General features: G+C 50.9%; 19 protein-coding genes, 1 tRNA gene and 1 pseudogene. 5 read left to right on the forward strand and 16 right to left on the reverse strand.

The genetic code is table 11. The annotated features are described in order from the left end of the window. Positions 1 to 43: 43 nt before the first annotated feature. Complete coding sequence (locus tag EKM99_RS13730) at positions 44 to 853, reverse strand: AEC family transporter (RefSeq protein WP_125583993.1); 810 nt, start codon at positions 851 to 853, stop codon at positions 44 to 46. 358 nt (positions 854 to 1,211) lie between these two features. On the opposite strand from EKM99_RS13730, the gene EKM99_RS13735 reads away from it, so the two are divergent. From EKM99_RS13735 to EKM99_RS13750, 4 genes and pseudogenes are all read left to right on the forward strand, one after another. Continuing rightward, on the forward strand, positions 1,212 to 2,318 hold the full coding sequence (locus tag EKM99_RS13735; RefSeq protein WP_125583968.1) for an LCP family protein: 1,107 nt from the start codon (positions 1,212 to 1,214) through the stop codon (positions 2,316 to 2,318). A gap of 650 nt (positions 2,319 to 2,968) precedes the next feature. Then, positions 2,969 to 3,896: pseudogene (locus EKM99_RS16170) on the forward strand (metal ABC transporter solute-binding protein). 327 nt (positions 3,897 to 4,223) lie between these two features. Next, the gene (locus tag EKM99_RS13745; protein WP_125583969.1) at positions 4,224 to 4,871 is read left to right on the forward strand and encodes an EAL domain-containing protein; all 648 of its coding nucleotides are present in this window, start codon (positions 4,224 to 4,226) and stop codon (positions 4,869 to 4,871) included. 212 nt (positions 4,872 to 5,083) lie between these two features. Then, positions 5,084 to 6,214: a GGDEF domain-containing protein gene (locus tag EKM99_RS13750; protein ID WP_125583970.1), complete on the forward strand. Its 1,131-nt coding sequence runs from the start codon at positions 5,084 to 5,086 to the stop codon at positions 6,212 to 6,214. Between the two features lie 296 nt (positions 6,215 to 6,510). Here the strand turns inward: EKM99_RS13750 and EKM99_RS13755 are convergent, their stop codons facing one another. The 14 genes from EKM99_RS13755 to EKM99_RS13820 form a co-directional block, all read right to left on the reverse strand. After that, a complete protein-coding gene (locus EKM99_RS13755) occupies positions 6,511 to 7,338 on the reverse strand; it encodes a PTS system mannose/fructose/sorbose family transporter subunit IID (RefSeq protein WP_125583971.1) in 828 nt (275 codons plus the stop codon). Between the two features lie 13 nt (positions 7,339 to 7,351). Beyond that, positions 7,352 to 8,143: a mannose/fructose/sorbose family PTS transporter subunit IIC gene (locus EKM99_RS13760; protein WP_125583972.1), complete on the reverse strand. Its 792-nt coding sequence runs from the start codon at positions 8,141 to 8,143 to the stop codon at positions 7,352 to 7,354. 81 nt (positions 8,144 to 8,224) lie between these two features. Then, positions 8,225 to 8,728, reverse strand: a complete 504-nt coding sequence (locus tag EKM99_RS13765) for a PTS system mannose/fructose/N-acetylgalactosamine-transporter subunit IIB (protein WP_125583973.1) — start codon at positions 8,726 to 8,728, stop codon at positions 8,225 to 8,227. Further along, on the reverse strand, positions 8,725 to 9,144 hold the full coding sequence (locus tag EKM99_RS13770) for a PTS sugar transporter subunit IIA (protein ID WP_125583974.1): 420 nt from the start codon (positions 9,142 to 9,144) through the stop codon (positions 8,725 to 8,727). Before EKM99_RS13770 ends, EKM99_RS13765 begins: the two co-directional genes overlap by 4 nt. Before the next feature lie 105 nt (positions 9,145 to 9,249). After that, on the reverse strand, positions 9,250 to 9,861 hold the full coding sequence (locus EKM99_RS13775) for an HAD family hydrolase (protein WP_125583975.1): 612 nt from the start codon (positions 9,859 to 9,861) through the stop codon (positions 9,250 to 9,252). 77 nt (positions 9,862 to 9,938) lie between these two features. Beyond that, the gene (locus EKM99_RS13780; protein WP_225419876.1) at positions 9,939 to 11,396 is read right to left on the reverse strand and encodes an MATE family efflux transporter; all 1,458 of its coding nucleotides are present in this window, start codon (positions 11,394 to 11,396) and stop codon (positions 9,939 to 9,941) included. A gap of 343 nt (positions 11,397 to 11,739) precedes the next feature. After that, on the reverse strand, positions 11,740 to 11,964 hold the full coding sequence (locus EKM99_RS13785) for a type II toxin-antitoxin system HicB family antitoxin (RefSeq protein ID WP_164511614.1): 225 nt from the start codon (positions 11,962 to 11,964) through the stop codon (positions 11,740 to 11,742). A 147-nt stretch (positions 11,965 to 12,111) separates the two neighbouring features. Continuing rightward, positions 12,112 to 12,196: transfer RNA gene (locus EKM99_RS13790), tRNA-Leu, on the reverse strand. Positions 12,197 to 12,275: 79 nt separating this feature from the next. Beyond that, positions 12,276 to 13,157 (reverse strand): homoserine kinase, encoded by an 882-nt coding sequence (thrB, locus tag EKM99_RS13795; RefSeq protein WP_125583977.1) that lies wholly within the window; start codon positions 13,155 to 13,157, stop codon positions 12,276 to 12,278. A 19-nt stretch (positions 13,158 to 13,176) separates the two neighbouring features. Beyond that, on the reverse strand, positions 13,177 to 13,662 hold the full coding sequence (locus tag EKM99_RS13800; RefSeq protein ID WP_125583978.1) for a SprT family protein: 486 nt from the start codon (positions 13,660 to 13,662) through the stop codon (positions 13,177 to 13,179). Continuing rightward, complete coding sequence (locus EKM99_RS13805; protein ID WP_125583979.1) at positions 13,655 to 15,850, reverse strand: Tex family protein; 2,196 nt, start codon at positions 15,848 to 15,850, stop codon at positions 13,655 to 13,657. Before EKM99_RS13805 ends, EKM99_RS13800 begins: the two co-directional genes overlap by 8 nt. 273 nt (positions 15,851 to 16,123) lie before the next feature. Then, positions 16,124 to 16,558, reverse strand: a complete 435-nt coding sequence (locus EKM99_RS13810) for a hypothetical protein (RefSeq protein ID WP_125583980.1) — start codon at positions 16,556 to 16,558, stop codon at positions 16,124 to 16,126. Positions 16,559 to 16,576: 18 nt separating this feature from the next. Next, entirely contained in the window at positions 16,577 to 17,407 is an 831-nt protein-coding gene (gene nadE, locus EKM99_RS13815) for an ammonia-dependent NAD(+) synthetase (protein ID WP_125583981.1), read from the reverse strand. 32 nt (positions 17,408 to 17,439) lie between these two features. Further along, positions 17,440 to 18,906 carry a nicotinate phosphoribosyltransferase gene (locus EKM99_RS13820; protein WP_125583982.1) on the reverse strand — a complete coding sequence of 489 codons (1,467 nt, stop codon included), beginning with the start codon at positions 18,904 to 18,906 and terminating at the stop codon, positions 17,440 to 17,442. Positions 18,907 to 19,066: 160 nt separating this feature from the next. Between EKM99_RS13820 and EKM99_RS13825 the strand changes: the two genes are divergently transcribed. Then, the gene (locus EKM99_RS13825; RefSeq protein ID WP_125583983.1) at positions 19,067 to 19,810 is read left to right on the forward strand and encodes a WecB/TagA/CpsF family glycosyltransferase; all 744 of its coding nucleotides are present in this window, start codon (positions 19,067 to 19,069) and stop codon (positions 19,808 to 19,810) included. Here the strand turns inward: EKM99_RS13825 and EKM99_RS13830 are convergent. Beyond that, complete coding sequence (locus EKM99_RS13830) at positions 19,749 to 20,252, reverse strand: GNAT family N-acetyltransferase (protein ID WP_125583984.1); 504 nt, start codon at positions 20,250 to 20,252, stop codon at positions 19,749 to 19,751. The genes EKM99_RS13825 and EKM99_RS13830 overlap by 62 nt on opposite strands. Positions 20,253 to 20,283 lie beyond the last annotated feature (31 nt).

The raw sequence follows: 20,283 nt of genomic DNA on the forward strand, positions 1-20,283 counted from the left end.
CTTTTTTATTTTTCTGATTTTCAAAACAGACAAAAAACCGGTATTAGTTATTCACCAATACCAGAAAGTGTAGACCCATAAGAATCGGCATACTCGTTGGCAGGACCAACAAGCCCATCAGCACGGGTGCGACGACGAACCGGCCCAGTAAAATCCCTAGGCTGTCGCGGTTAACGTGAATATTTTGTAACCCCGCACCTGCAATCGCCGTCCCGATAAAAATCATTGAGAGTGGAATTGTTAAGCCACCAATGTATTGGAAATCCTGCATGATCCAGTTGGGCAATTGAATGTTCAACAGAACCAGTAGCACCCCAACAATGAATCCGAGCAGTGGTGGTGAGAAGATTTTCTGGAGCGTTTCTTTTAAATTAAACTTAGCGGTCCCCTGCCCGTCGCGCTGAATGAGGTAAACCCCCAGCGTCCAGAAAAAAGTCGTGTTGGCCATGTAATAGACCAGCACAAAGGGTAAACTCTTGGGCCCGAATAAGGCCTCATTAACCGGTAACCCCACGAACACCGTGTTGGAATTCAAAAACATGGATTCAAACAGGCCGCGGTGTCCCGGTTTAATCCGAAACAAGTGAAAGGCCACGATGGAGAGGCCAAACATAATCAGCATGGAGGCGATTGGAAACCGCAAATCCGGCAAGGTCCGCTTCAACGTTTCGGCGGAAAACTTGGCGGTAATCGTACTGATCATGTATGCCGGTAAGGCAATCTGCGTGACTAACCGGGCAATTAATTTTGGTGCCTGATCATCAAACCAGCCACGACGAGATAACACGTAGCCCAAGCCAATCATCACCAGAATAATTAACACGCCCGAAACACTTCGAATAAAGACGGCCATCGGCACACCTCCCCACGTAATCATTACCAAAAATTAGAGTTTCTTAAGCAACGGTTCTTATTATAGCACGCAAAATCACGTCACCACTTCCGCAACCGTTTACAAATAGCGTTATAATACACTTTAGGTTACCTTGACAACTTGTGAAAAGCAGCTAAATCCGGTCTAGACGGCTTGCCAAAAGCCCGGATTTGTCCGGATAAAACATTTACGAATGGCCATTTTTATGGTCTAATGAATTAATTGAGTCTACAGATGGGATTCCAGGGGAATTTACAAATCTGTCTCGTTAGTGCCGCGGTACATCACCGCAGACTGACGCGCAAGTCAACGATTTTGATGAGGATGAGGAATAATTATGCCAAATGATAATAGCCCCAAACGGCAGCGCACACCCGAGGATTTCGAACAGGTCTACGACCGCCGTGCCGACCGCAACTCACATTTTAAAGCGCCCAAGGTTCACCCACACCGTCCCGTCATGTGGACGATTGTGCTGGTGATTCTCCTGATGTTAGGCGGGGGCCTAGCATACGGGTACCAAGCGTGGACCTCCGCTAAGAAGACGTTCAGTCAGACCTACGAAGCGTCCAACGCGGCCAAGAGCCGGAACGTGTCCGCCGTGCTGAAGTCCAACAAGCCGTTTTCGATTCTCCTGATGGGGACTGATACCGGAGCGCTGGGCCGTTCAGACGTTGGCCGGACCGACACCATGATGGTCGCCACCATCAACCCAACCAAGAAGACCGCCTACCTGACCAGTATTCCCCGGGATACGCGGGTCACGGTCGGTTCTGGGGCCAATGCCTCCATTCAAAAGATTAACGCCGCCTATACCATTGGTGGTGCAAAGACCGCTGTGAAGACGGTGGAAGACCTGCTGGACATCCCCATTGACTTCTATGCCATCGTCAACATGGGTGGTTTGGAAAAGATGGTCAATGCCGTGGGCGGGGTCGACGTCAAGCCAACGCTGACCTTCAGCTATGGCGCCGCCAACGTGGTCAAGGGCAAGAAGACCCATTTGAATGGGAAACAAGCCTTGGACTACTCCCGGATGCGCCATGACGATCCGTTGGGTGACTACGGGCGGCAGAAGCGGCAACGAGAAGTCTTACAGAAGTTGGTCGTCAAGGCGGCTGGTCTGTCTTCCCTGACCCGTTACCAAACGATTCTGAAGTCGTTGAATGGTAACTTGAAGACCGATTTGACCTTTGATGATCTGATGCAGATTCGGGCCAAATACGGGGATGCATCCCACCACATCAAGTCTGAAACCTTACAGGGACAAGATGCAATGATTGATGGGCTCTCCTACCAGGTCCCAACCACAACCGAGCTCAAGCGCGTGTCTAACCACATTCGGAAGACACTGGGTCTGGCCAACACCAAGAAGTTCACCACCGACGCCGACACCAGTACGACTGGCTATTCATCCTATGGCAACAGTGGCTATGGCTACTAAATTTTATAAATAACTTAGGCCTGCGAGTCGAATCCGAAAGGGTTTGGCTGGCAGGCTTTTTTGCGCTCATTTAACATTTAAAGGAAAAAGCGACTTGCTTTGCGGATGATTCTAGGTGGTACCAATCTGAGGACGCCGAAGACCAGTTCCGCATCCTTACTGGAAAAAGTATCTTTTGAGTATAGCATGAATTTTTGCCTGATAACATATAGGCAAACTAATTTGCTATAAGTATGATAATAATCGCTTGGAGCCTTTGGCCGTCTTCGCCCTGCTATTCGTTTCATCATGGCCGATTCAACCACACTATTTTCTTAATTACCAGAATGTGGCTTAAGCGATTCTGTTGATATTCTTGTAAACCATGAGATACTAACTTACTTGATTAAGGGATACCGGCAGCGAACACCTAGACCGGGGATGTCTCCCTGTATTTTCTTACTTGGATTGGCATTGCTTTCTTAATTTTCTTAAGCAAGGAAGACTTCTGCGCGGCACCAACCCAAAACCACTGCTCGTAGTGTATCATGGCAGCCTTTCCCCCCTTTTTCGCACGATTGTTTTCAAAAAATCCTTGCCAAACGCAAACAACTTCGCTAATATCTAAATAGTAATTATTACTATTTAGATATTGAGGGAGAGAATTTTACATGCATTTTTTCAAAAAGTTAGCGACGATCACAACCATCCTACTGGCTGGAACCACCCTAGCTGCCTGCACCCACAGCACTAATCGGGCTACAACAACGAAGACCAAACCCATTCACGTAGTGGCCAGCCTCGACTTTTACGGGGAAGCTGCCAAGGCTGTGTTGGGCAATCACGGTACCGTGACCACCATCATTAAGAGTCCCAGCGTGGATCCGCATGACTTTGAACCGACACCCAAGGACGCCGCTGCGGTCTCACGGGCCACCTTCGTCCTCGGCAACGGTCTGGGCTACGACGCCTGGCTACAAAAGTTAGTCAAGAGTAATTAATGCCAGTAAGAACGTGACGGCCATTCGTGTGGGCGAAGACGTGATGGCTAAGCAGGCTGGCGATAACGAACACATTTGGTATGATCCCGAAACAATGGTCCGCCTAGTCACCTATTTGGCGACGAAATTTGGGAAAGCGGCGCCCCAGTACCGGCAGTCCTACGCCAAGAACGCTACCGCCTACATCCGGTCATTGGCGCCCCTTCAGCAGCAGATCAAGTCGCTCAAACAAAACAGTCACAATCAGGCCGTCGACGTGAGCGAACCCGTCTTCGACTACGCCCTAACTGCTCTGGGCTACAAGCGCCACAACACCAGCTTTGAAATGGCGGTGGAAAATGGCACTGACCCTTCGCCGAAAGCCGTTAAGGACATGCAGGCCGACATTAAAGAGCACAAAATTGCCTTCTTCGTGAATAACAGCCAGGCCAGTGACAAGACGGTCAAGGCAATGGTTAAGCTGGCCCAACAACAGCGCGTGCCCGTCCTGAACGTCACGGAAACACTACCAGCAGGCAAGACTTACCTTACCTGGATGCAGGAGCAGTACCGTCAACTGGCAAAGATTCAAACCAAGTCGGCAGTCAGTGCCCAGTGAGCATCGACGATTTCCTGGACTATATGACTCTTTCATTCCGTCTTATAGTTATCATTCGTTAACCAATGCACACTTTGGCTTGTTCGGCTAGGTTTGTCAAAAGCAAGTCGTCCCAGTAAAGACACTATCCTTACCAGCTTGCCAATCATTTCGACCTAATGACGACTGCTTTCGTTAGATGAATACCACAATAATTTGGCACTCAAGCAAGTCATATCTCCCCGCAGTTACCACACTAAACGATATATGACGTTGCTCTTTTCTGAGATTGCGGTAGAATAGATTTAAATTGACGAGTTAAACAGATTCCAAGGGAGTGAATTGGTTATGTATCGTTTCTTTGTACAACCACAAATCAACCAGGATGACCACCGCGTTTTCGGCTACGAAGTCTTGTTACGGAAGCAAAAGGATGATGCTTGGGTTCTACCGCAACATTTCACGGACATCTCCGTCGCTGATCAAGCCAAGCTCATTGAGGAGACGGTTACGTCGCTGCATACGGCAGTGAACAACCAGGTGCTCGCGTTTAATCTCAATAACCAACAGCTACGCAATCCACTGACCTTGGGAACCGTTATTGCCTTGAAGAAGCGGATTACTCCCGCGGCGTTGACCATTGAGTTGACGGAAGCACCGACCCTTGAGGAAATGAAACAGTTCAGCGTCGCCATTCACCAGTACGGGATTGGCCTGGTGTTAGACGACGTGGGAACCGGGTCGAACACCTATCAAAACGTTCGCGACCTCTTACCCTTTGTGGACGAAATTAAATTTGCCATGCAGAACTTACGGATGAGCGGCGAGGCCGACTTGATTCCCGCCAGCTTGGCCTTCTGGGCTCAAATTGCTCGCGAGTATCGCCTCCGCTTAATCCTTGAGGGCGTTGAAGACGCTGACGACCAAGCTTTGGCCAAGCAATTTGGCATCACCTTGCACCAGGGCTACCTTTACGGCAAGCCTAGCTTAGTCTAACTTTCAATCTAAGATGTCTCTGAGCCAATTGGTCCCGAGGCATCTTTTTTGCCCATACCTGCCCAAATGCACGTGGTTTTGAACCAATTGACGGGTTATCATATAACGTGTATACCTATTTCGTGCGTACACGTATTGCGGGCCACCCTCCCAATCAGCGGGTGCGCCCCCACATTAATTTTCTAATTTCTCAGATGAGGTGGCGTTCGCTAATGACTTGGTCACACTGGTTTGTGACGCCCGCAGTCACGAGTCTTTTCTTCTTGCTGGGCGTCTTAACGCTCTATTGGTTCCTCACGAACCAGATTATTCAACTCTTTAAAAAACATGGTAAATGGCCCAATGAAGATAAGGTTCGCACCAACGTGGGCTTAATCTACATGGTCGCTTTAAACCTCGGCGTCCAGCTCGCCGTTAATCACACCTCGAACAGCTGGGTCTTCACTAATTTTGTCATCTTTGCGGTCGTGTTTCTCAGTTACTTCTTGATGCTGGACATTCATCTTTGGCAATTGGTGATTGCGATTCTGCTATTTATGGCGCTCAACGGGACCTTTACCTATGTGTTATCTTGGCTCTTTGCCATCGTTTTCATTGCGTACTTCTACGTGATGAAATACGTCCGTAACCACCGGCACCACATGTGGCTGGACTACGTGGAGTATACGGTCACTTCCCTACTGTTATCAGCGGTTCTTTGGGGCGTGGTTGGCCAACGGTTCCACCTCAGTTCATTCGTCATGATGTGGGAACTCATTTTCAGTTTCTTCCTACTGAGCATCATGTACGTCTACGTGGATTCACTGATGAACAGTGCGGCCACGGTGGCACAGCTGACCTATACCACGAACTACGATGAACTGACGCACGTGAAGAATTACTTTGCCTTTAAAAACGATTTCAGTACCGACTTTGACAATTGTAAATCGACGCACAAACCGCTAACCTTGATGCTGTTTGACATCGATCACTTCAAACACGTCAACGACACTTACGGCCACTTGGCTGGCGACTTCGTGTTAAGCCACACAGCGGCCCTGATCACTGAACAGTTGAAGCACATCGATCCCAGCCTAGCGCTCTACCGGACCGGTGGCGAAGAGTTTACGATTCTCTTTAAGGGTTACACCACGGATGAGGCACGCGAGCACGTGGACGACATTGCGAATAGCGTTCGCGCGGCAATTTTCAACCACGGTGGCAACCAGATCAACGTTAGTATTTCCGTCGGTCTGACCCAGTTACAAACGGCAGATGAGGGACAGCTCGATATTTATCGCCGTGCCGACCAGAGCTTGTACTATTCAAAACGGAATGGCCGTGATCAAATTACGGTCGGATAAAAAACAAAACGGCTTAGGAAGGCGATTCCTAGGCCGTTTTTGCGTACAATTTAATTGATTTCTTTTTATAAAAAAGGTTATAAGGTAAATAGGGTGAATTATCTATTCGGCTATGCTATAGTGGGTCTACCAAATAGAAGATTGGCGGTGTGCTTATGTCCGAACAGCTGCAACGTTCCAGCTTCCTTCACCCCTTACAACCGGTACCACAAGTGACTTCTAGCCCGTTTACGATGCCAATTTCAACTGGAATTTGGGGTCTGCGCACACCACCCAAACATCCCCCACATCACAACCTATCGGAAAATCCCTAACCAATAGCCTCCGAGGCCAATGATAAAGATGCCGACCAGCAACCAAAGTGGTTTGACGTGTCGCCGAAGTAGCCAGACACACCCCAGCGTTAAGAGGAGTGGCACTAGCCCTGGCAACAATTGATCCAGCATACTTTGCAAAGACAATGATCCGTGGGAACTCGTCGCCATAATTGGCGCTAATTTGACGCGGGTCCAGCGCGGAATGATGGCGCCCATAACAAACATACCCACGATGGAAGCGCCCAGCGTTAATTTTTGCAACACGCCACTGCTGAGCACCGTCACAACTTTCAGGCCCTGCCGGTAACCCCACCGTTGCGCCACCCAACGAAATGTTAGGCGCAACACGTTCCAACCAATGAAGAATACAAGTGGACCAACGATGCCAAAACCACTCAGGGCCAGACTGGCCGCAAAGGCACTCAGGATGGGACGTAAGGTTCCCCACCAAACGGGATCGGCAACACCAGCTAACGACCCCATCATGCCAATTTTAACGGCCCGAATATCCGCCGCCGAAACGTCCTCACCATTTGCGTGGTCTTCTTCCAACGACAATGTCACTCCGGTAATCAGCGATTGCATGTAGGGCATCGTATTGAAGAGTTCCAAATGCCTTTCCGCTGCCTTTGCCGCGTCCTGTTTCTCAGGATAAAGCCGCTTGATCGCCGGAATCATCACGTAACAAAAACCAAGATTCTGTAGCCGCGGATAATTCCACGCTGCCTGTTCCCAACCAGAACGGCCGAAAATCAGAAATTGATCGCCCAACGTGAGTTGTCGCGGTGTTTTATGTTCATCTGCCACTAGTCACGCCTCCTTAAAGATCGTCCAATTCTTGGTCTAATTCATCAGTATCAGTGTCGGAACCTGGTCCACCACCATCATGATGATCCTTTCCCGCTAAACGTAGATACAAAATGGCGAGGCCAACGGCAATCAACCCTAACGCCACTAAGCTTAAATGACTGTCTGTCGCGAGCGCAAAGCCAATGAAGAAAAACGGCCACAACTGCCGGGTTGCCATCATGTTGATCACGATGGCAAAACTAACAACGACCAGTAAACCAGCCGACACCCGAATTCCCCCTTGGATCACTTGGGGCAATATCTGGTAACTCGTATGCACCAAAGTAGTAGGCACCCACATCAGCAAGGCCGTCGGAACTAAGACCCGTAAGCCTTGCAAGACAACACTGATGCGTTGCAACCAACTAATCAGTTTGAGATTGCCAGCGGCGGCCGCAACATCCGCTTGATTCACCAGCGGAATGATGAGTTTGCGCAGACCCTGGGTCAGCCCCTGACCAATTAGTGCCAGAGGAATCGCCAGAATCACGCCTGCAGCCACTGGCAGGTGTGCTGGGCCACTGACCCACCACGCCGCCACAACGGCCGCTAACGCCGGGTCAGGCGCCACAGCGGCACCAATATTCATCCACCCCAGCGTCACTAACTGCAGCGAAGCGCCTAAGGCTATGCCACTCACCAAATTTCCCGTAGCCAGCCCAACTAGTGTGCAGGCCACGATGGGTTGGTGAAATTCCCATTCGTCGATAACGCCTTCGATACCTGCCAAGAAGGCGATGATTAAGACTCCCCAGATGCTCATGACCTGCTAACTCCCTTCCGTCGTGTCATTCATTGCCGCAAAAACACCCCGCTCAGGTGGGGGTGACCACCGAGTGAGGTGTTACGACAAACCCTTTTTTGCGACTAACTTTAAGAAATCCTGTTTACGATCCGTTGGAACTGTCTGGGTGTACACGTCAACCCCAGCCGCAACCAATTGTTCGGCCGCTGTGATGTCCGTGTCATCGACGGCCACACTCGCAGTCAGCATGGTCTTACCTGCCGTGTAGGCCAAGTTCCCCACGTTGACCCCCAGTGCCGTCAAGTCGACCCCTTGGGCAACCAACGCAGCCATTTCAGGCAACGTTTCCGTTAAAATAATGGGTTGAAACCCGTCGAACCGGGCATCCTGATAAATTTGGGCCATCTTAGCCAAGGTAATCACATTCGCCTTGGCCTCGGCCGGCGCAGCCTGGGTAATCAGTACTTTACGTAACTGATCCTGGGCGACAGCATCGGAGACGACCAAAATCCGGTTTGGCTGGACCGTCTTCGTCCACACGGTCGCGATTTGACCGTGCAACAAGCGGTTGTCCACCCGTGCCAACTTAATGTTCATCGTCATAGTAACTCATCATCTCCTGTGTTCGCTTGTAAATCCAAATGGCGGATGCCACCCTGTGCGGCCCGTTCCAGATGAGGAATGACCTCGGCTAATATCTGATTCTGAATGGACAAGGCTTCAATCAGCATTGGGAGATTGAGACCAGCAACCAGTCCGTATTTAGCTGGGCACTGAGCCACAACTCGACTGGCCGCATTGAACGGCGAGCCGCCCCAGAGATCAACCAAGAATAACAGTTCATCCACTGGTGCCATCTCTTGAATTGCGGCCTGATAATGATTCGCCAGGTCTTCCACACTTTCGTCCGCCGCAAGTGTAACGGCAATAATTTTCTGTGATTTACCGAAGATCATCTCGGCACTTTGTAAAATTCCACGGGCAAATTCACCGTGGCTCGTGACGATTATGGCGAGCATTCTGCCAACCCCTTCATCAATTCCGCTATTCCGCGGTCTTCCGCGAATTGCGTCTGCTTTAAATATAGCATAAAAAAGCGGTTCCAGCCACTCCCTCAGCTGAATTTATAGCAGGTCCAACATGGCGGCCGGCGTGATAAAGCTAACGTCCGCCTGAAAGTCCGTCGGTGTCCGGCCATTCCAAGCCGCAAAGCCAAACGTCACGTGTGCAGCGGCAGAAGCCTCAGCATCATAAATGGTATCGCCAACGTAGACCGTATCGGCAGGCTTGGCCCCCAAGCGCTGCATAGCCAACAAAATGCCATCTGGTTCCGGCTTACCGTGGGCAATGTCTTCGGCAACAATTGCTTGGCTGAAATACGCGTCTAGCCCTGTGCTGACAACATCTCGGTCGTACTCGTACTGTTGCTTAGAAGTCATGATTGCCAGTCCAGCGCCAGCAGCCTTCAAGTCGGCCAGTGCCTGTTCAACCCCGGCATAGATGGCAACCGTTTGCCGATAGGCTTGTGTGCGTGGCCCCCACTCGGCCAAGATGCCATCAACATCGGGCAATTTCAACCGAATCAACGCATCGCGGCTAGGAATCCCAAACGTTTTCGCGAGGACGTCATACTCGCGCTCAATCCCGCGGTCGTGCAGGACGGCCTGTAAGGATTTCATGTACATGGCTTCGGTATCCAGCAACGTTCCGTCAATATCAAAAATAAAATTTTTCATTACGCAAGGTCCCCTTGTGTTTTTAATTTTTAAGTAAAGAAAAATGGTGCAGTCATCACTGACCACACCATAGTTTATCACGCTTTACGGTAAGACTCTAACTTGGGAGCTGGTGAAATCGTTTCACGCGAAGGCATCGCTTCGGCAACTGACGTAGCCAACGCTTCGGCCTCCGGATCTTTGCCAGCAACCACATCTTCTGAACGTTGCAGATTCCGTAATTGTTTGACCGCGCGAATCCAAGATGGCACTAAGATGGCACAAGAACCCAACCAAGCCAGGGGTTCTGCCGATACGGCACCCGCATAGCCCAGGGCTTCGACCATAAAGAGCGCAGCAAAGACCCGCATGGTCAATTCGCCGACCCCGGCCAAAGTCGGTAAGACGCGCCGACCTAATCCTTGGAGTGTGTTCCGAATGATGAACAGGACACTTAACAAAAGGTAACTACTCCCGATAATGTTGAAGTAGGTTTGTGATAGCTGAATCACGTGCTCGTCAGCGTCCCCAATGATTAACGTCACAATTGGCTTTCCAAAGAAGATCACCAAACTACCAGCTAATACGGCAAAGGTGCCGGACAGCCAAAGGGTCTTCTTAACGCCTTCCATGATTCGACCGTACTTACCCGCACCAAAGTTTTGGGCAGCGAAGGTCGCCATGGTAACCCCGAAGGATGACATTGGTAAGGAACACAGTTGGTCAACCTTGGAAGCAGCGGTTGAAGCCGCAACGGAATCCGTTCCTAGTGAGTTCAACGCGGCCTGCATAACCATCGTGCCGATGGCAATAATAGACAATTGGAAGCCCATCGGCATCCCCGTTGAAAAATGTTGCCACAGTTCGTCAAAGCCGAATTTGAAATCTTCCCGTGAGATGTGTAGCAACGGGATGGACCGAATGATGTAGCCCACGCAGAGCAAGGAAGCCACTACTTGTGAAATAACGGTTGCCCAACCAGCGCCAGCAACGCCCATGTGGAAAACCAAAATAAACAGCAATTCCAGAATAACGTTAACCACGGTCCCGATGACCAAGAAAATCAAAGGCGTCCGTGAGTCACCGAGTGCTCGAATGATGTTTGACAGTAAGTTAAAGGCCATTGACGCGAAGATCCCGGCAAAAATGATGCTGATAAAGATCCGCGCGTTGGCAAAGATTGAGGCCGGTGTTTGCATTAATTTCAGAATTGGATCAACAAAGGTCAACGCTAACACCGTCAACACAATCGTCATCAAAATTGCAATGATAATGCTCGCAGCAAACGAACGCCGCACGCCCTTGAAATCACGGGCGCCGAACCGGGTGGCCGTGATAATGGCCAAGCCGGCGGTCAGCCCCTGGGCGAATCCAATAATTAAGAAGTTGATGGAGCCGGTAGCCCCAACAGCGGCCAGCGCCTTAACACCAAGGGTTTGCCCCACGACAATCGTATCAGAGACGTTATATAATTGCTGAAATAAATTACCAATTAACAATGGAATCGTGAAAAAGAAAATAAGTTTAAGGGAATTGCCCTTGGTCAAGTCGCTCAATACGCTGACCTCCTTCTAAATTTTATCGCCAATCAAATTGGCACAGGAGAACCACTATAACGCGTTGCCCGCCAATTGTCACCACTTTTGCTTGGGGAAATGAAAACAAGTCGATTTAATTTGCAATTATAGGCTTATCTTAAGGCTTTTTGAAGACCCATTTTAGTTGAAAACGATTGCTTACTGAAGATGTTATCTGTTTGTCATTTTTCGGCAACAATGTAATGAAAGATTCGCCATTTTCGCTGGACACAAAAAATGAACACCAGCGTCCCCTTCAGAAAACGGGCCTAGCTGATGGCCATGATTTTAGTGCTCTATTCTTGATAGTGGTTTGCATCTATTATTCAACTGGCTCCGGAACCGTAATGCCATTTTTCAGACAGGTCTCCAACCAGATTTCCTTTGCTGCATCTAATTCCTGTGTTGCCGTGGATAAAGTCTCCCCATAGGCGACGATACCTGGTAATAAAGGAACCGTCAACCGCCAATATGAATCCCCATCCTCATTCAGATGTTCCGTCACGAAAGGATAATTTAAAGACAGGTAATCCTTTAACACTTTCATGCAACTCATCCTCCTTGATTTCGCGGTACTGGGTGTAGTATCACCCTAGCACAGTACTAAAAATAATGCACTTGACTCACCCTTGTTAGCCAAAACAAAAAGACACCCATCAGAAATCTGATCAGTGCCTTTCCGTAAATCTCATAGTGCGGCCAAGAAGATTCGAACTTCCACCCGGATTACCCGGACAAGATCCTTAATCTTGCGCGTCTGCCAATTCCGCCATGGCCGCATTAACTCACAAGAAATAGTATAACAAATGATTCCTCACCTGACAATATTTTTTGCAAGTTAATTCAAAATAATTTTATTTATGCATCGGTTAAGACCGTCGCGCCGTCCTGATCCAGGTCGATAATCCGGATGCTACCCGCCAAATCCAGCTTCGCTAACTTGGCACGCAACAGGGTCAACTGCGCCGAAGTCCCAAAGGTGACGACGGTTGGTCCCGCACCACTCAGGTAAGTCCCGGTGATGTCCAGTTCATGGGCCGCCGCGCGAATCTGATTGAGTTCTGGCACGAGTTGAGAACGCGCCTGTTCATGAAATTCATCGCGTTCAATCATTTGGGACGCCAGCGGCCAATCCCCCGTCAGTAAGGCCGCAACCAAAACGTTGGCCACACTGCTGGCATGCACTGCCGTTTGTAAGGGCAACTCTTTCGGCAATGCCTCGCGACTCTTGCGGGACAGTAATTTTTGTCCCGGGATAAAGACCAGTACCCGTAAGTCTGGCAATGGTAACTTGATGGCATGCGCATCGTCACCGTCCGCCGTTGCTACGGTCGCTTGGCCCATCAAGGCTGGCGCCACGTTGTCCAAGGTGCCGCCCAGTTTGACCGCCCAATTCAATTGTTGCGGGATGGTCATATCCATTTCGCCCAAGTCGTTGGCAATCTTAATCCCAGCGATAATGGCACTGGTCGAGCTGCCTAGGCCACGGGAAACGGGGATGTCCGACATGACGGTCAGCTGGTGCGCTGGCAAATCAGGCTTAATTTTCAAAGCCGTCTCAACCATCAAGTTATGCTCGTCGCGCGGAATCTCCGTACCCAGTGCGTGGTTGACCCGCCACTTCTCAGTTTTTTCTTCAATGATGACCGTTAAATACAGATGTAATGCCGCCCCAATGGAATCGATTCCGGGGCCCAAGTTGGCCGCTGTTGCGGGAACCCGAATAATTGTCTTACCCATAACCGCTTACCTCCTATGCCTATTGTGGCCGTGTCCGGGCGATGACCGTCTTCTGCCACTCTAAATGACCGCGACAGCGCCCACAGACCATCTTTGAAACGTCAATTCGTCGGGCCCGATAATACTGTTGATGGCACTGCACACACTCATAGAGGTGCCAGGGCCGCAATTCAGGTTGGCGTGACTGCTTCTTGGGGACCGGGGCAAACCGTGAGCCGCCCACCTGCTCCAATAACCGCTTGAAGGCGACCGTTCCGTGTTTGCCCGAGTGACCCGCTAAATGTAAATGGTAATGACACAATTCATGCTTGATGACGCCAATTAAAACGTCCTCACCATGCTCCGTGTACATTTTCGGATTGATTTCAATGTTGTGGTCCAGCAACCGATAACGGCCGCCCGTGGTGCGTAACCGCGCGTTGAACATGGCGTGATGCCGAAAGGGCTTGCCAAAACTCGCCAGAGAAATTTCCTCGACCAATCGTTGTAAATCTTCGTTAGTCATTTTTATCAGCTCGCATCGTTAATTGTATCCGTTGTCGATTCTCGTCGACCGTGAGCACCCAGACCGTCACCACATCACCAATCGTGACGACCGTGCTGGGATCACTGACATAATGGTCGGCCAACTGTGAAATGTGGACCAGACCGTCTTGCTTCACACCAATGTCTACGAACGCGCCAAAGTCGACGACGTTGCGGACGGTTCCTTGAAGCTCCATCCCCGGTTTCAAATCAGCCATGGTCAACACGTCTTGACGCAAGAGCGGCGCGGGCATGCTATCCCGCAAGTCCCGGCCCGGCTTGCTAAGGCCCGCCACCAGATCACTAAACGTTGCGTTCCCAATGTCTAACTGCGCTGCCCATTGCTTTTGATTTAGCTGCGCCAATTGCTGCTGCAGCTTGGGCGTGCCAATTTCTTCACCGGTATCCAACTGCTTTAACAATTGATGCGCTGCCGGGTAACTTTCCGGGTGAATGTCCGTGTTGTCTAAAGGTTCCCGCCCGCCGATGATTCGCAAGAAACCAACGGCCTGTTGATAAGCCTTAGGACCTAAGCGCGGTACCTTTTTCAGTTCCTGCCGGGCCGCAAAGCTCCCGTTGTCATTACGGAACGTCACAATATTCTGTGCCGTCGTCGCGGTCAGACCAGAAATGTGCGTCAACAGTTCCGGACTCGCCGTGTTCACGTTCACGCCAACCTGGTTGACCGCCGTTTCCACGACCCGGTCCAACTGCGCGTCCAATTCCTTTTCCGGCACATCATGTTGATACTGACCCACACCGACCGCTTTGGGATCAATCTTGATGAGCTCCGCCAGTGGATCCTGCAGGCGCCGGCCAATGCTGACGGCCGAACGCTCTTCAACGTGAAAGTCGGCGAACTCTGCCCGGGCATTGGCACTAGCTGAGTACACTGACGCGCCCGCCTCGTTGACCAACACGTAATAAGTCGGCTGCTTCAGCGTCTTCAAAATCTGACTCACAAATTCTTCAGACTCACGGCTAGCCGTCCCGTTGCCAATTGCAATCATTTCCACATGATAATCCTCAAGCAATTTCTTAAAGGCCGGACCCGCAGCCGCACGATCCTTTGCCTTGGCTGGCTTGTGCGGGTAGATCACCTGTTTGGCCAAGAAACGGCCATTGGGATCCATGATCGCTAATTTACACCCCGTCCGGTACGCGGGGTCAAAACCCATCACAACTTTTCCCTTCAAGGGTGCTTGCATCAACAAGTGATACAGATTGTTGCCAAAGACCTGGATGGCGTGCTCATTGGCTTTATCCGTCAGTTGCCGCCGCAGTTCCCGCTCAATCGCCGGTCCCAAGAACCGTTTGTACGCATCGGCGAAGGCCGTTTCCACTTTTACCACTGCCGGCCCCTTGTGCTGACCAACCAGGCGAAAATGCCCGTACTGCAAAATAGATGCAGGGTCAATCGTGATGCCAACGGTCAAGATTTTTTCCCGTTCACCCCGGTTAATGGCTAAGACCCGGTAAGGTGGCAGCTGTTTCAGGCTCTGATTAAAGTCGTAGTACGTCGCGTAAACCTGCTGCTCGTCATCCTCGGCGGCGCCCCGTTTTAACTTACTGGTCAGCTCGCCGTGTTGCCAGGTATACTGCCGAATCCACTCCCGAAAGGCTGCCTGTTCACTGAATGTTTCCGCCAGGATTTCGTGGACGCCAGCCCAGACGGCTTCAACGTCCGGCAAGTCCTTGGCCGGGGCAATGAACTGTTGGGCCTTGGCATCTAAACCACTTGCTGGAAAAGTTAATAACCAGTTGGCCAACGGTGTCAATCCCGCCTCACGAGCCACAGTTGCCTTGGTCCGTCGCTTTTGTTTATAAGGTAAATATAGATCCTCTACCTGCTGAATCACGGTGGCCTTTAACAAGTTTTGTTTAAGCGCCGGAGTCAATTTTCCCTGCTCGGTGATAATCTTCAAGACATCTTGACGGCGTTGATTCAATTTCATCAGCCGGTGCGCTTCATCTTCAATGTCCCGAATAGCGACTTCGTCCAACGAGCCCGTCCGTTCTTTTCGGTATCGCGCGATGAAGGGAACCGTGTTGCCTTCATCCATCAGGGTCAGCACGGCTTGAATTTGTTGCACCCGGTACTGGCTCAGTTGTTGCTGAACCGGCTTTGCCAGGTCGCTTAAAGTTGTTTCAGTTGGTTTGGTTGCCATGCAACCCCTCCGTTCTTAGTGTGACGCACGTTTTAGTTTTGTATCGCTGTGGGGGCGGGCCTTTTCACCCGACTTCGCCCACGCGCAAGTACCTGTATTATACCATGCCACCCGGATTACTGTGGGATTAGGACGGCATCTGAGATTGAAAATGCAACAACGCTTATTAAGTCCCATCTAACAAAGATTATCGTGAATCCAACTAGCTTCACCCAAAGCAAAAAGGCCACTCCACAACTCGTGAAGCGACCCCTGTTTGATTCGTAAATTAAATTACATGGGACTAGTCATAATCCGTTGCGTGGCAGCAGTCACCTTTTCCATGGCATTCTCCTGCGTCGTTTCGGCCGTGTTAAAGGCGTCAGCGTTCACCGTTTGGTGTTCAACGTCAATGCTGTCCGTCATGGATTGGCAAGCTTCCGTGTAAACGCGGTAGGCCGCTGCTAATGACTTGTGCTTCCCCAACACGCGAACGGGCACACTGGCCTGTTCCAGCTTGTTCAAGTTTGCTTCGTAAGCGTCCGTTCCCCGTTGAAAATTATCCGCTACCTTCTGCAAATCGACTTGTGACAGGTCGCTGACCGTGTCGTTGTCGATGGCTTTTCGCATCTTTTCAAAATCATCGTTCATTTCGCCAGCACCCTCTTCGGTCGTTTGTAACACGCCCGAGAGAATTTTGATGTAACCATTCATATTGTTTTTTTGCATTGTCTAGGAACCTCCAAATTAGTCTTTCCAGAACGTATCGTACACGTTAACCGGTAAATGACGCTTGTGGGCCGTCTTACGGTACCAGCCCTCAATCCGTTCTGCGGCCGCGTCACTAACTGGCTTGCCTTCCAGGTAGTCGTCAATGTCTGCGTAACGGACGCCCAACGCCGCCTCATCGGGTAACGCTGGTCGGTCGTCTTCCAGATCGGCCGTCGGAATCTTTTTGTACAGGTGCTCCGGTGCACCCAGATACGTCAGCATGGCCGCACCCTGACGCTTATCTAGCCGCCAAATAGGACAAATATCCGTGGCCCCATCGCCGTATTTCGTATAAAAACCGGTCACGGCTTCGGCAGCGTGATCCGTTCCCACCACGGCACCGGCCCGGGCGCCAGCAATTGCATACTGGGCGATCATCCGTTGCCGAGCTTTGATATTGCCGCGGTTGAAATCGCTCACGGTTTCGTGATTGGCGGCCACCGCTTCGTTCATGGCATCCGTCGCCGGTTGAATATTGACCCGTTCCACTTCGTCAGCGCCCATAAAATCAATCGCCATCATGGCGTCGTCCTCGTCGGCCTGTTCACCGTAAGGCAAGCGTACCGCAATAAACCGGTAGTCGTTATCACCCGTCTCCTGGCGCAATTCGGTGACGGCTTTCTCGCACAGAATACCCGTCAAAGTCGAATCTTGACCACCCGAAATCCCTAAGACTAAGGTTTTCATGAAATCATAGTGTTTTAAATAATCCTTTAAAAAATCAACACTCCGCCGAACTTCGGTTGCCGGATCAATCGCTGGTTGGACCTTTAAGGCCGCAATAATTTCTTGTTGCATTGCACGCATCGTATCTGCCCCCTAAATCAATTTGTGCGACGCTATTCGGGCATCGTTTGAACGTAACTGTGAATCTCCTTGATAATGGCCATCTTGTGGTCCCAGCAATCCTGGGACAAGTCCACTGGATACTTTTGTGGATTCAGATCCCGTTTGTACTCAGGCCAGAGGTTCGCCAAAGCCCCACGACACCGGTCACGCACAGCCGACAGGGTTGGCAGCTTGTAGACCAACTCGCCCTGATCGAAAATATCTTGCAAAATTGGCCGGGCGTTGAAGTCATTGACGGTCTTGTTGATGTAAGTGAAGCTGGGATGGAACATGAACAGGGAGTCCTCGTTGCGCGGATCCTCATCGACCAGCGCCACGTAGTCCCCTTCAGTCTTTCCATCCGCCTTCTTGGTAATCCGCCAGACCTGTTTCTTCCCTGGTGTCGTGACCTTTTCAGCGTTGTTGGACAGCTTGATGGTGCCCTTCATCTGACCATTGTCATCCGCAATGGCCACCATTTTATAAACGGCACCCAGTGCGGGTTGGTCAAACGCGGTGATTAGCTTGGTGCCAATGCCCCAGACGTCAATCTTAGCGTCCTGCATCTTCAGACTTTGAATCGTCTTTTCATCAAGATCGTTTGACGCATAAATCTTCGCGTTCGGGAAACCCGCCTCGTCTAATTTTTGGCGGACCCGTTTGGACAGGTAGGCCATATCGCCGGAATCGATGCGGACACCTTGGAAATTGATCTCATCGCCGAGCTCTTGCGCGACTTTAATGGCGTTCGGCACCCCGCTCCGTAAGGTATCATAGGTGTCAACCAAGAAGACACAGTCGTGGTGCGTCTTGGCATAGGCCATAAACGCATCGTAATCGTTGCCGTACGTCTGTACCAGGGCATGGGCGTGGGTCCCGCTAATCGGAATCCCAAAAATCTTTCCGGCCCGGACGTTAGATGTGGCATCGAACCCACCGATGAAGGCGGCCCGGGTGCCCCAGATGGCGGCGTCAAATTCTTGCGCGCGCCGCGTTCCAAATTCCATCAGGGCGTCGTCGCCAGCCACGGAGCGAATCCGTGCGGCCTTCGTGGCAATCAGCGTTTGGTAGTTGATAATGTTTAAGATAGCCGTCTCTACTAATTGACAATCAGCCAACGGTCCTTCGACCTGTAACAGGGGTTCGTGGGCGTAAACCAATTCGCCTTCAACGGCCGAGCGAATGGAGCCCCGGAACTTGAAGTTACTTAAGTAAGTTAAAAAGTCTTCAGAATAATTTTCAGCTTCTCGTAAATAAGCAATATCCGTTTGGGAAAAGTGGAGATTTTGGATATAATGAACAATGTGTTCCAAACCAGCAAATACCGCATAGCCATTTTTAAACGGCATATCACGGAAAAACACCTCGAAGACAGCGTGCTTGTCGGCAATTCCTTGTTCGTAGTAAGTCTGAATCATATTGATCTGGTAGGCATCCGTGTGCAGAGTCATACTGTCGTCAGGATACAAATTAGTCATAATGAGTGTCTCCTTAGCTGGTTTTCGAACCGGACAATAATGTCTTATTTTTAATTTCAATAGGTTTATTTTAGCATGAAACAAACTGAGCGTCATACTATTTAGTACGGTTACGGGGGCTTAATTCGTTCTCGTACCAATCTTGAGAGGAGTCCCCCCTATGCAAACCACATTTCCCACCGTTACCGTGCTGGGCATTCCCTTCGTCAAAACGACGGCAACGGCCTTGCTTTCCGAGTTACAACGGCGCATCACCCAGCAACAAAATACGTTCGTGGTGACCGCTAATCCCGAAATCGTCATGTACGCGCACGACCACTCGGCCTATCACGACCTGGTGCTCGGCGCGGACTTCATTACACCAGATGGCGTCGGGATCTTGGACGGCGCTAAAATCTTAAAACAGCCGCTACCCGAACGCATCACTGGGTTTGATACCTTACAGGCACTGTTAGCCTGGGGGAGCACCCATCACCGATCGGCCTATTTCCTAGGCGCCAAGCCCGAAGTCATCGCCCAGCTCAAGCCAATCCTAGCGCGCGACTATCCGGGGCTGGTCATTGCCGGTATTCATGATGGCTATTTCCAAGACGAAGCCCCCATCGTCGCCGACATTCAAGAGAAACAACCTGACATGGTTTTCACCGCGCTAGGGTTTCCCAAGCAAGAGCAGTTCATCCACCAATATCGTCACGTAACCAAGGGCCTCTGGATGGGCGTCGGTGGCAGCTTTGACGTCCTCGCCGGTGCCGTGATTCGGGCACCTAAGTTCTGGCAAGAACACCATTTGGAATGGTTCTACCGGACCGTGAAGGAACCCAAGCGCTTAAAGCGCATCGCGGTCATTCCTCATTACCTGCACCTCGTGCGCCAGCAGGCCAAGCGTATGCCACCTCGCGGATAGGCCCCTGTGTCTTGGTCCAATCAGTCGCAACGAACCCGCAACGCCGGTAGAATTCTTGTGCCGGCAGATTAGTGGTCAGCACCCATAACACCACGCGGTCAAACGCCAAGACCCGTAACGCCGTCATGGCCTGCGCCATTAGCTGGCGACCGATACCTTGATGTTGCGCAGTTGGTAACAGGTAAATCGAATTGACCTCACCCCAACCCGTCAACTGGGCATCGCGCGCCGGACCATAGGCGCAGGTACCCACCAACACCTGGTCGTCGTTAAACGCCAACAACTGGTGTTGCCAGTGACGTTCCGGGTGCCAGCTGTCAGTGGTGAGTTGGTCCAGTACCTCAGTCGGCAACAAGTCGCGGTAAGTGACCCGCCAGACATCCAAATACAGTTGAGCGACGGCGGTAAAGTCATCGTCCGCTCGCGCCGGTCGAATCAACATTGTCCTCACCCCGCTTACAACAAGTGCCTCA

This window comes from Levilactobacillus cerevisiae (assembly GCF_003946245.1).
Taxonomy (GTDB): domain Bacteria; phylum Bacillota; class Bacilli; order Lactobacillales; family Lactobacillaceae; genus Levilactobacillus; species Levilactobacillus cerevisiae.

Coding starts and splice junctions, on each gene's coding strand:
- EKM99_RS13730 (WP_125583993.1), bottom strand. CDS start 853: ATGGCCGTCTTTATTCGAAGTGTTTCGGGCGTGTTAATTATTCTGGTG.
- EKM99_RS13735 (WP_125583968.1), top strand. CDS start 1,212: ATGCCAAATGATAATAGCCCCAAACGGCAGCGCACACCCGAGGATTTC.
- EKM99_RS13745 (WP_125583969.1), top strand. CDS start 4,224: ATGTATCGTTTCTTTGTACAACCACAAATCAACCAGGATGACCACCGC.
- EKM99_RS13750 (WP_125583970.1), top strand. CDS start 5,084: ATGACTTGGTCACACTGGTTTGTGACGCCCGCAGTCACGAGTCTTTTC.
- EKM99_RS13760 (WP_125583972.1), bottom strand. CDS start 8,143: ATGAGCATCTGGGGAGTCTTAATCATCGCCTTCTTGGCAGGTATCGAA.
- EKM99_RS13765 (WP_125583973.1), bottom strand. CDS start 8,728: ATGACGATGAACATTAAGTTGGCACGGGTGGACAACCGCTTGTTGCAC.
- EKM99_RS13770 (WP_125583974.1), bottom strand. CDS start 9,144: ATGCTCGCCATAATCGTCACGAGCCACGGTGAATTTGCCCGTGGAATT.
- EKM99_RS13775 (WP_125583975.1), bottom strand. CDS start 9,861: ATGAAAAATTTTATTTTTGATATTGACGGAACGTTGCTGGATACCGAA.
- EKM99_RS13785 (WP_164511614.1), bottom strand. CDS start 11,964: ATGAAAGTGTTAAAGGATTACCTGTCTTTAAATTATCCTTTCGTGACG.
- thrB (WP_125583977.1), bottom strand. CDS start 13,157: ATGGGTAAGACAATTATTCGGGTTCCCGCAACAGCGGCCAACTTGGGC.
- EKM99_RS13800 (WP_125583978.1), bottom strand. CDS start 13,662: ATGACTAACGAAGATTTACAACGATTGGTCGAGGAAATTTCTCTGGCG.
- EKM99_RS13805 (WP_125583979.1), bottom strand. CDS start 15,850: ATGGCAACCAAACCAACTGAAACAACTTTAAGCGACCTGGCAAAGCCG.
- EKM99_RS13810 (WP_125583980.1), bottom strand. CDS start 16,558: ATGCAAAAAAACAATATGAATGGTTACATCAAAATTCTCTCGGGCGTG.
- nadE (WP_125583981.1), bottom strand. CDS start 17,407: ATGCGTGCAATGCAACAAGAAATTATTGCGGCCTTAAAGGTCCAACCA.
- EKM99_RS13820 (WP_125583982.1), bottom strand. CDS start 18,906: ATGACTAATTTGTATCCTGACGACAGTATGACTCTGCACACGGATGCC.
- EKM99_RS13825 (WP_125583983.1), top strand. CDS start 19,067: ATGCAAACCACATTTCCCACCGTTACCGTGCTGGGCATTCCCTTCGTC.
- EKM99_RS13830 (WP_125583984.1), bottom strand. CDS start 20,252: ATGTTGATTCGACCGGCGCGAGCGGACGATGACTTTACCGCCGTCGCT.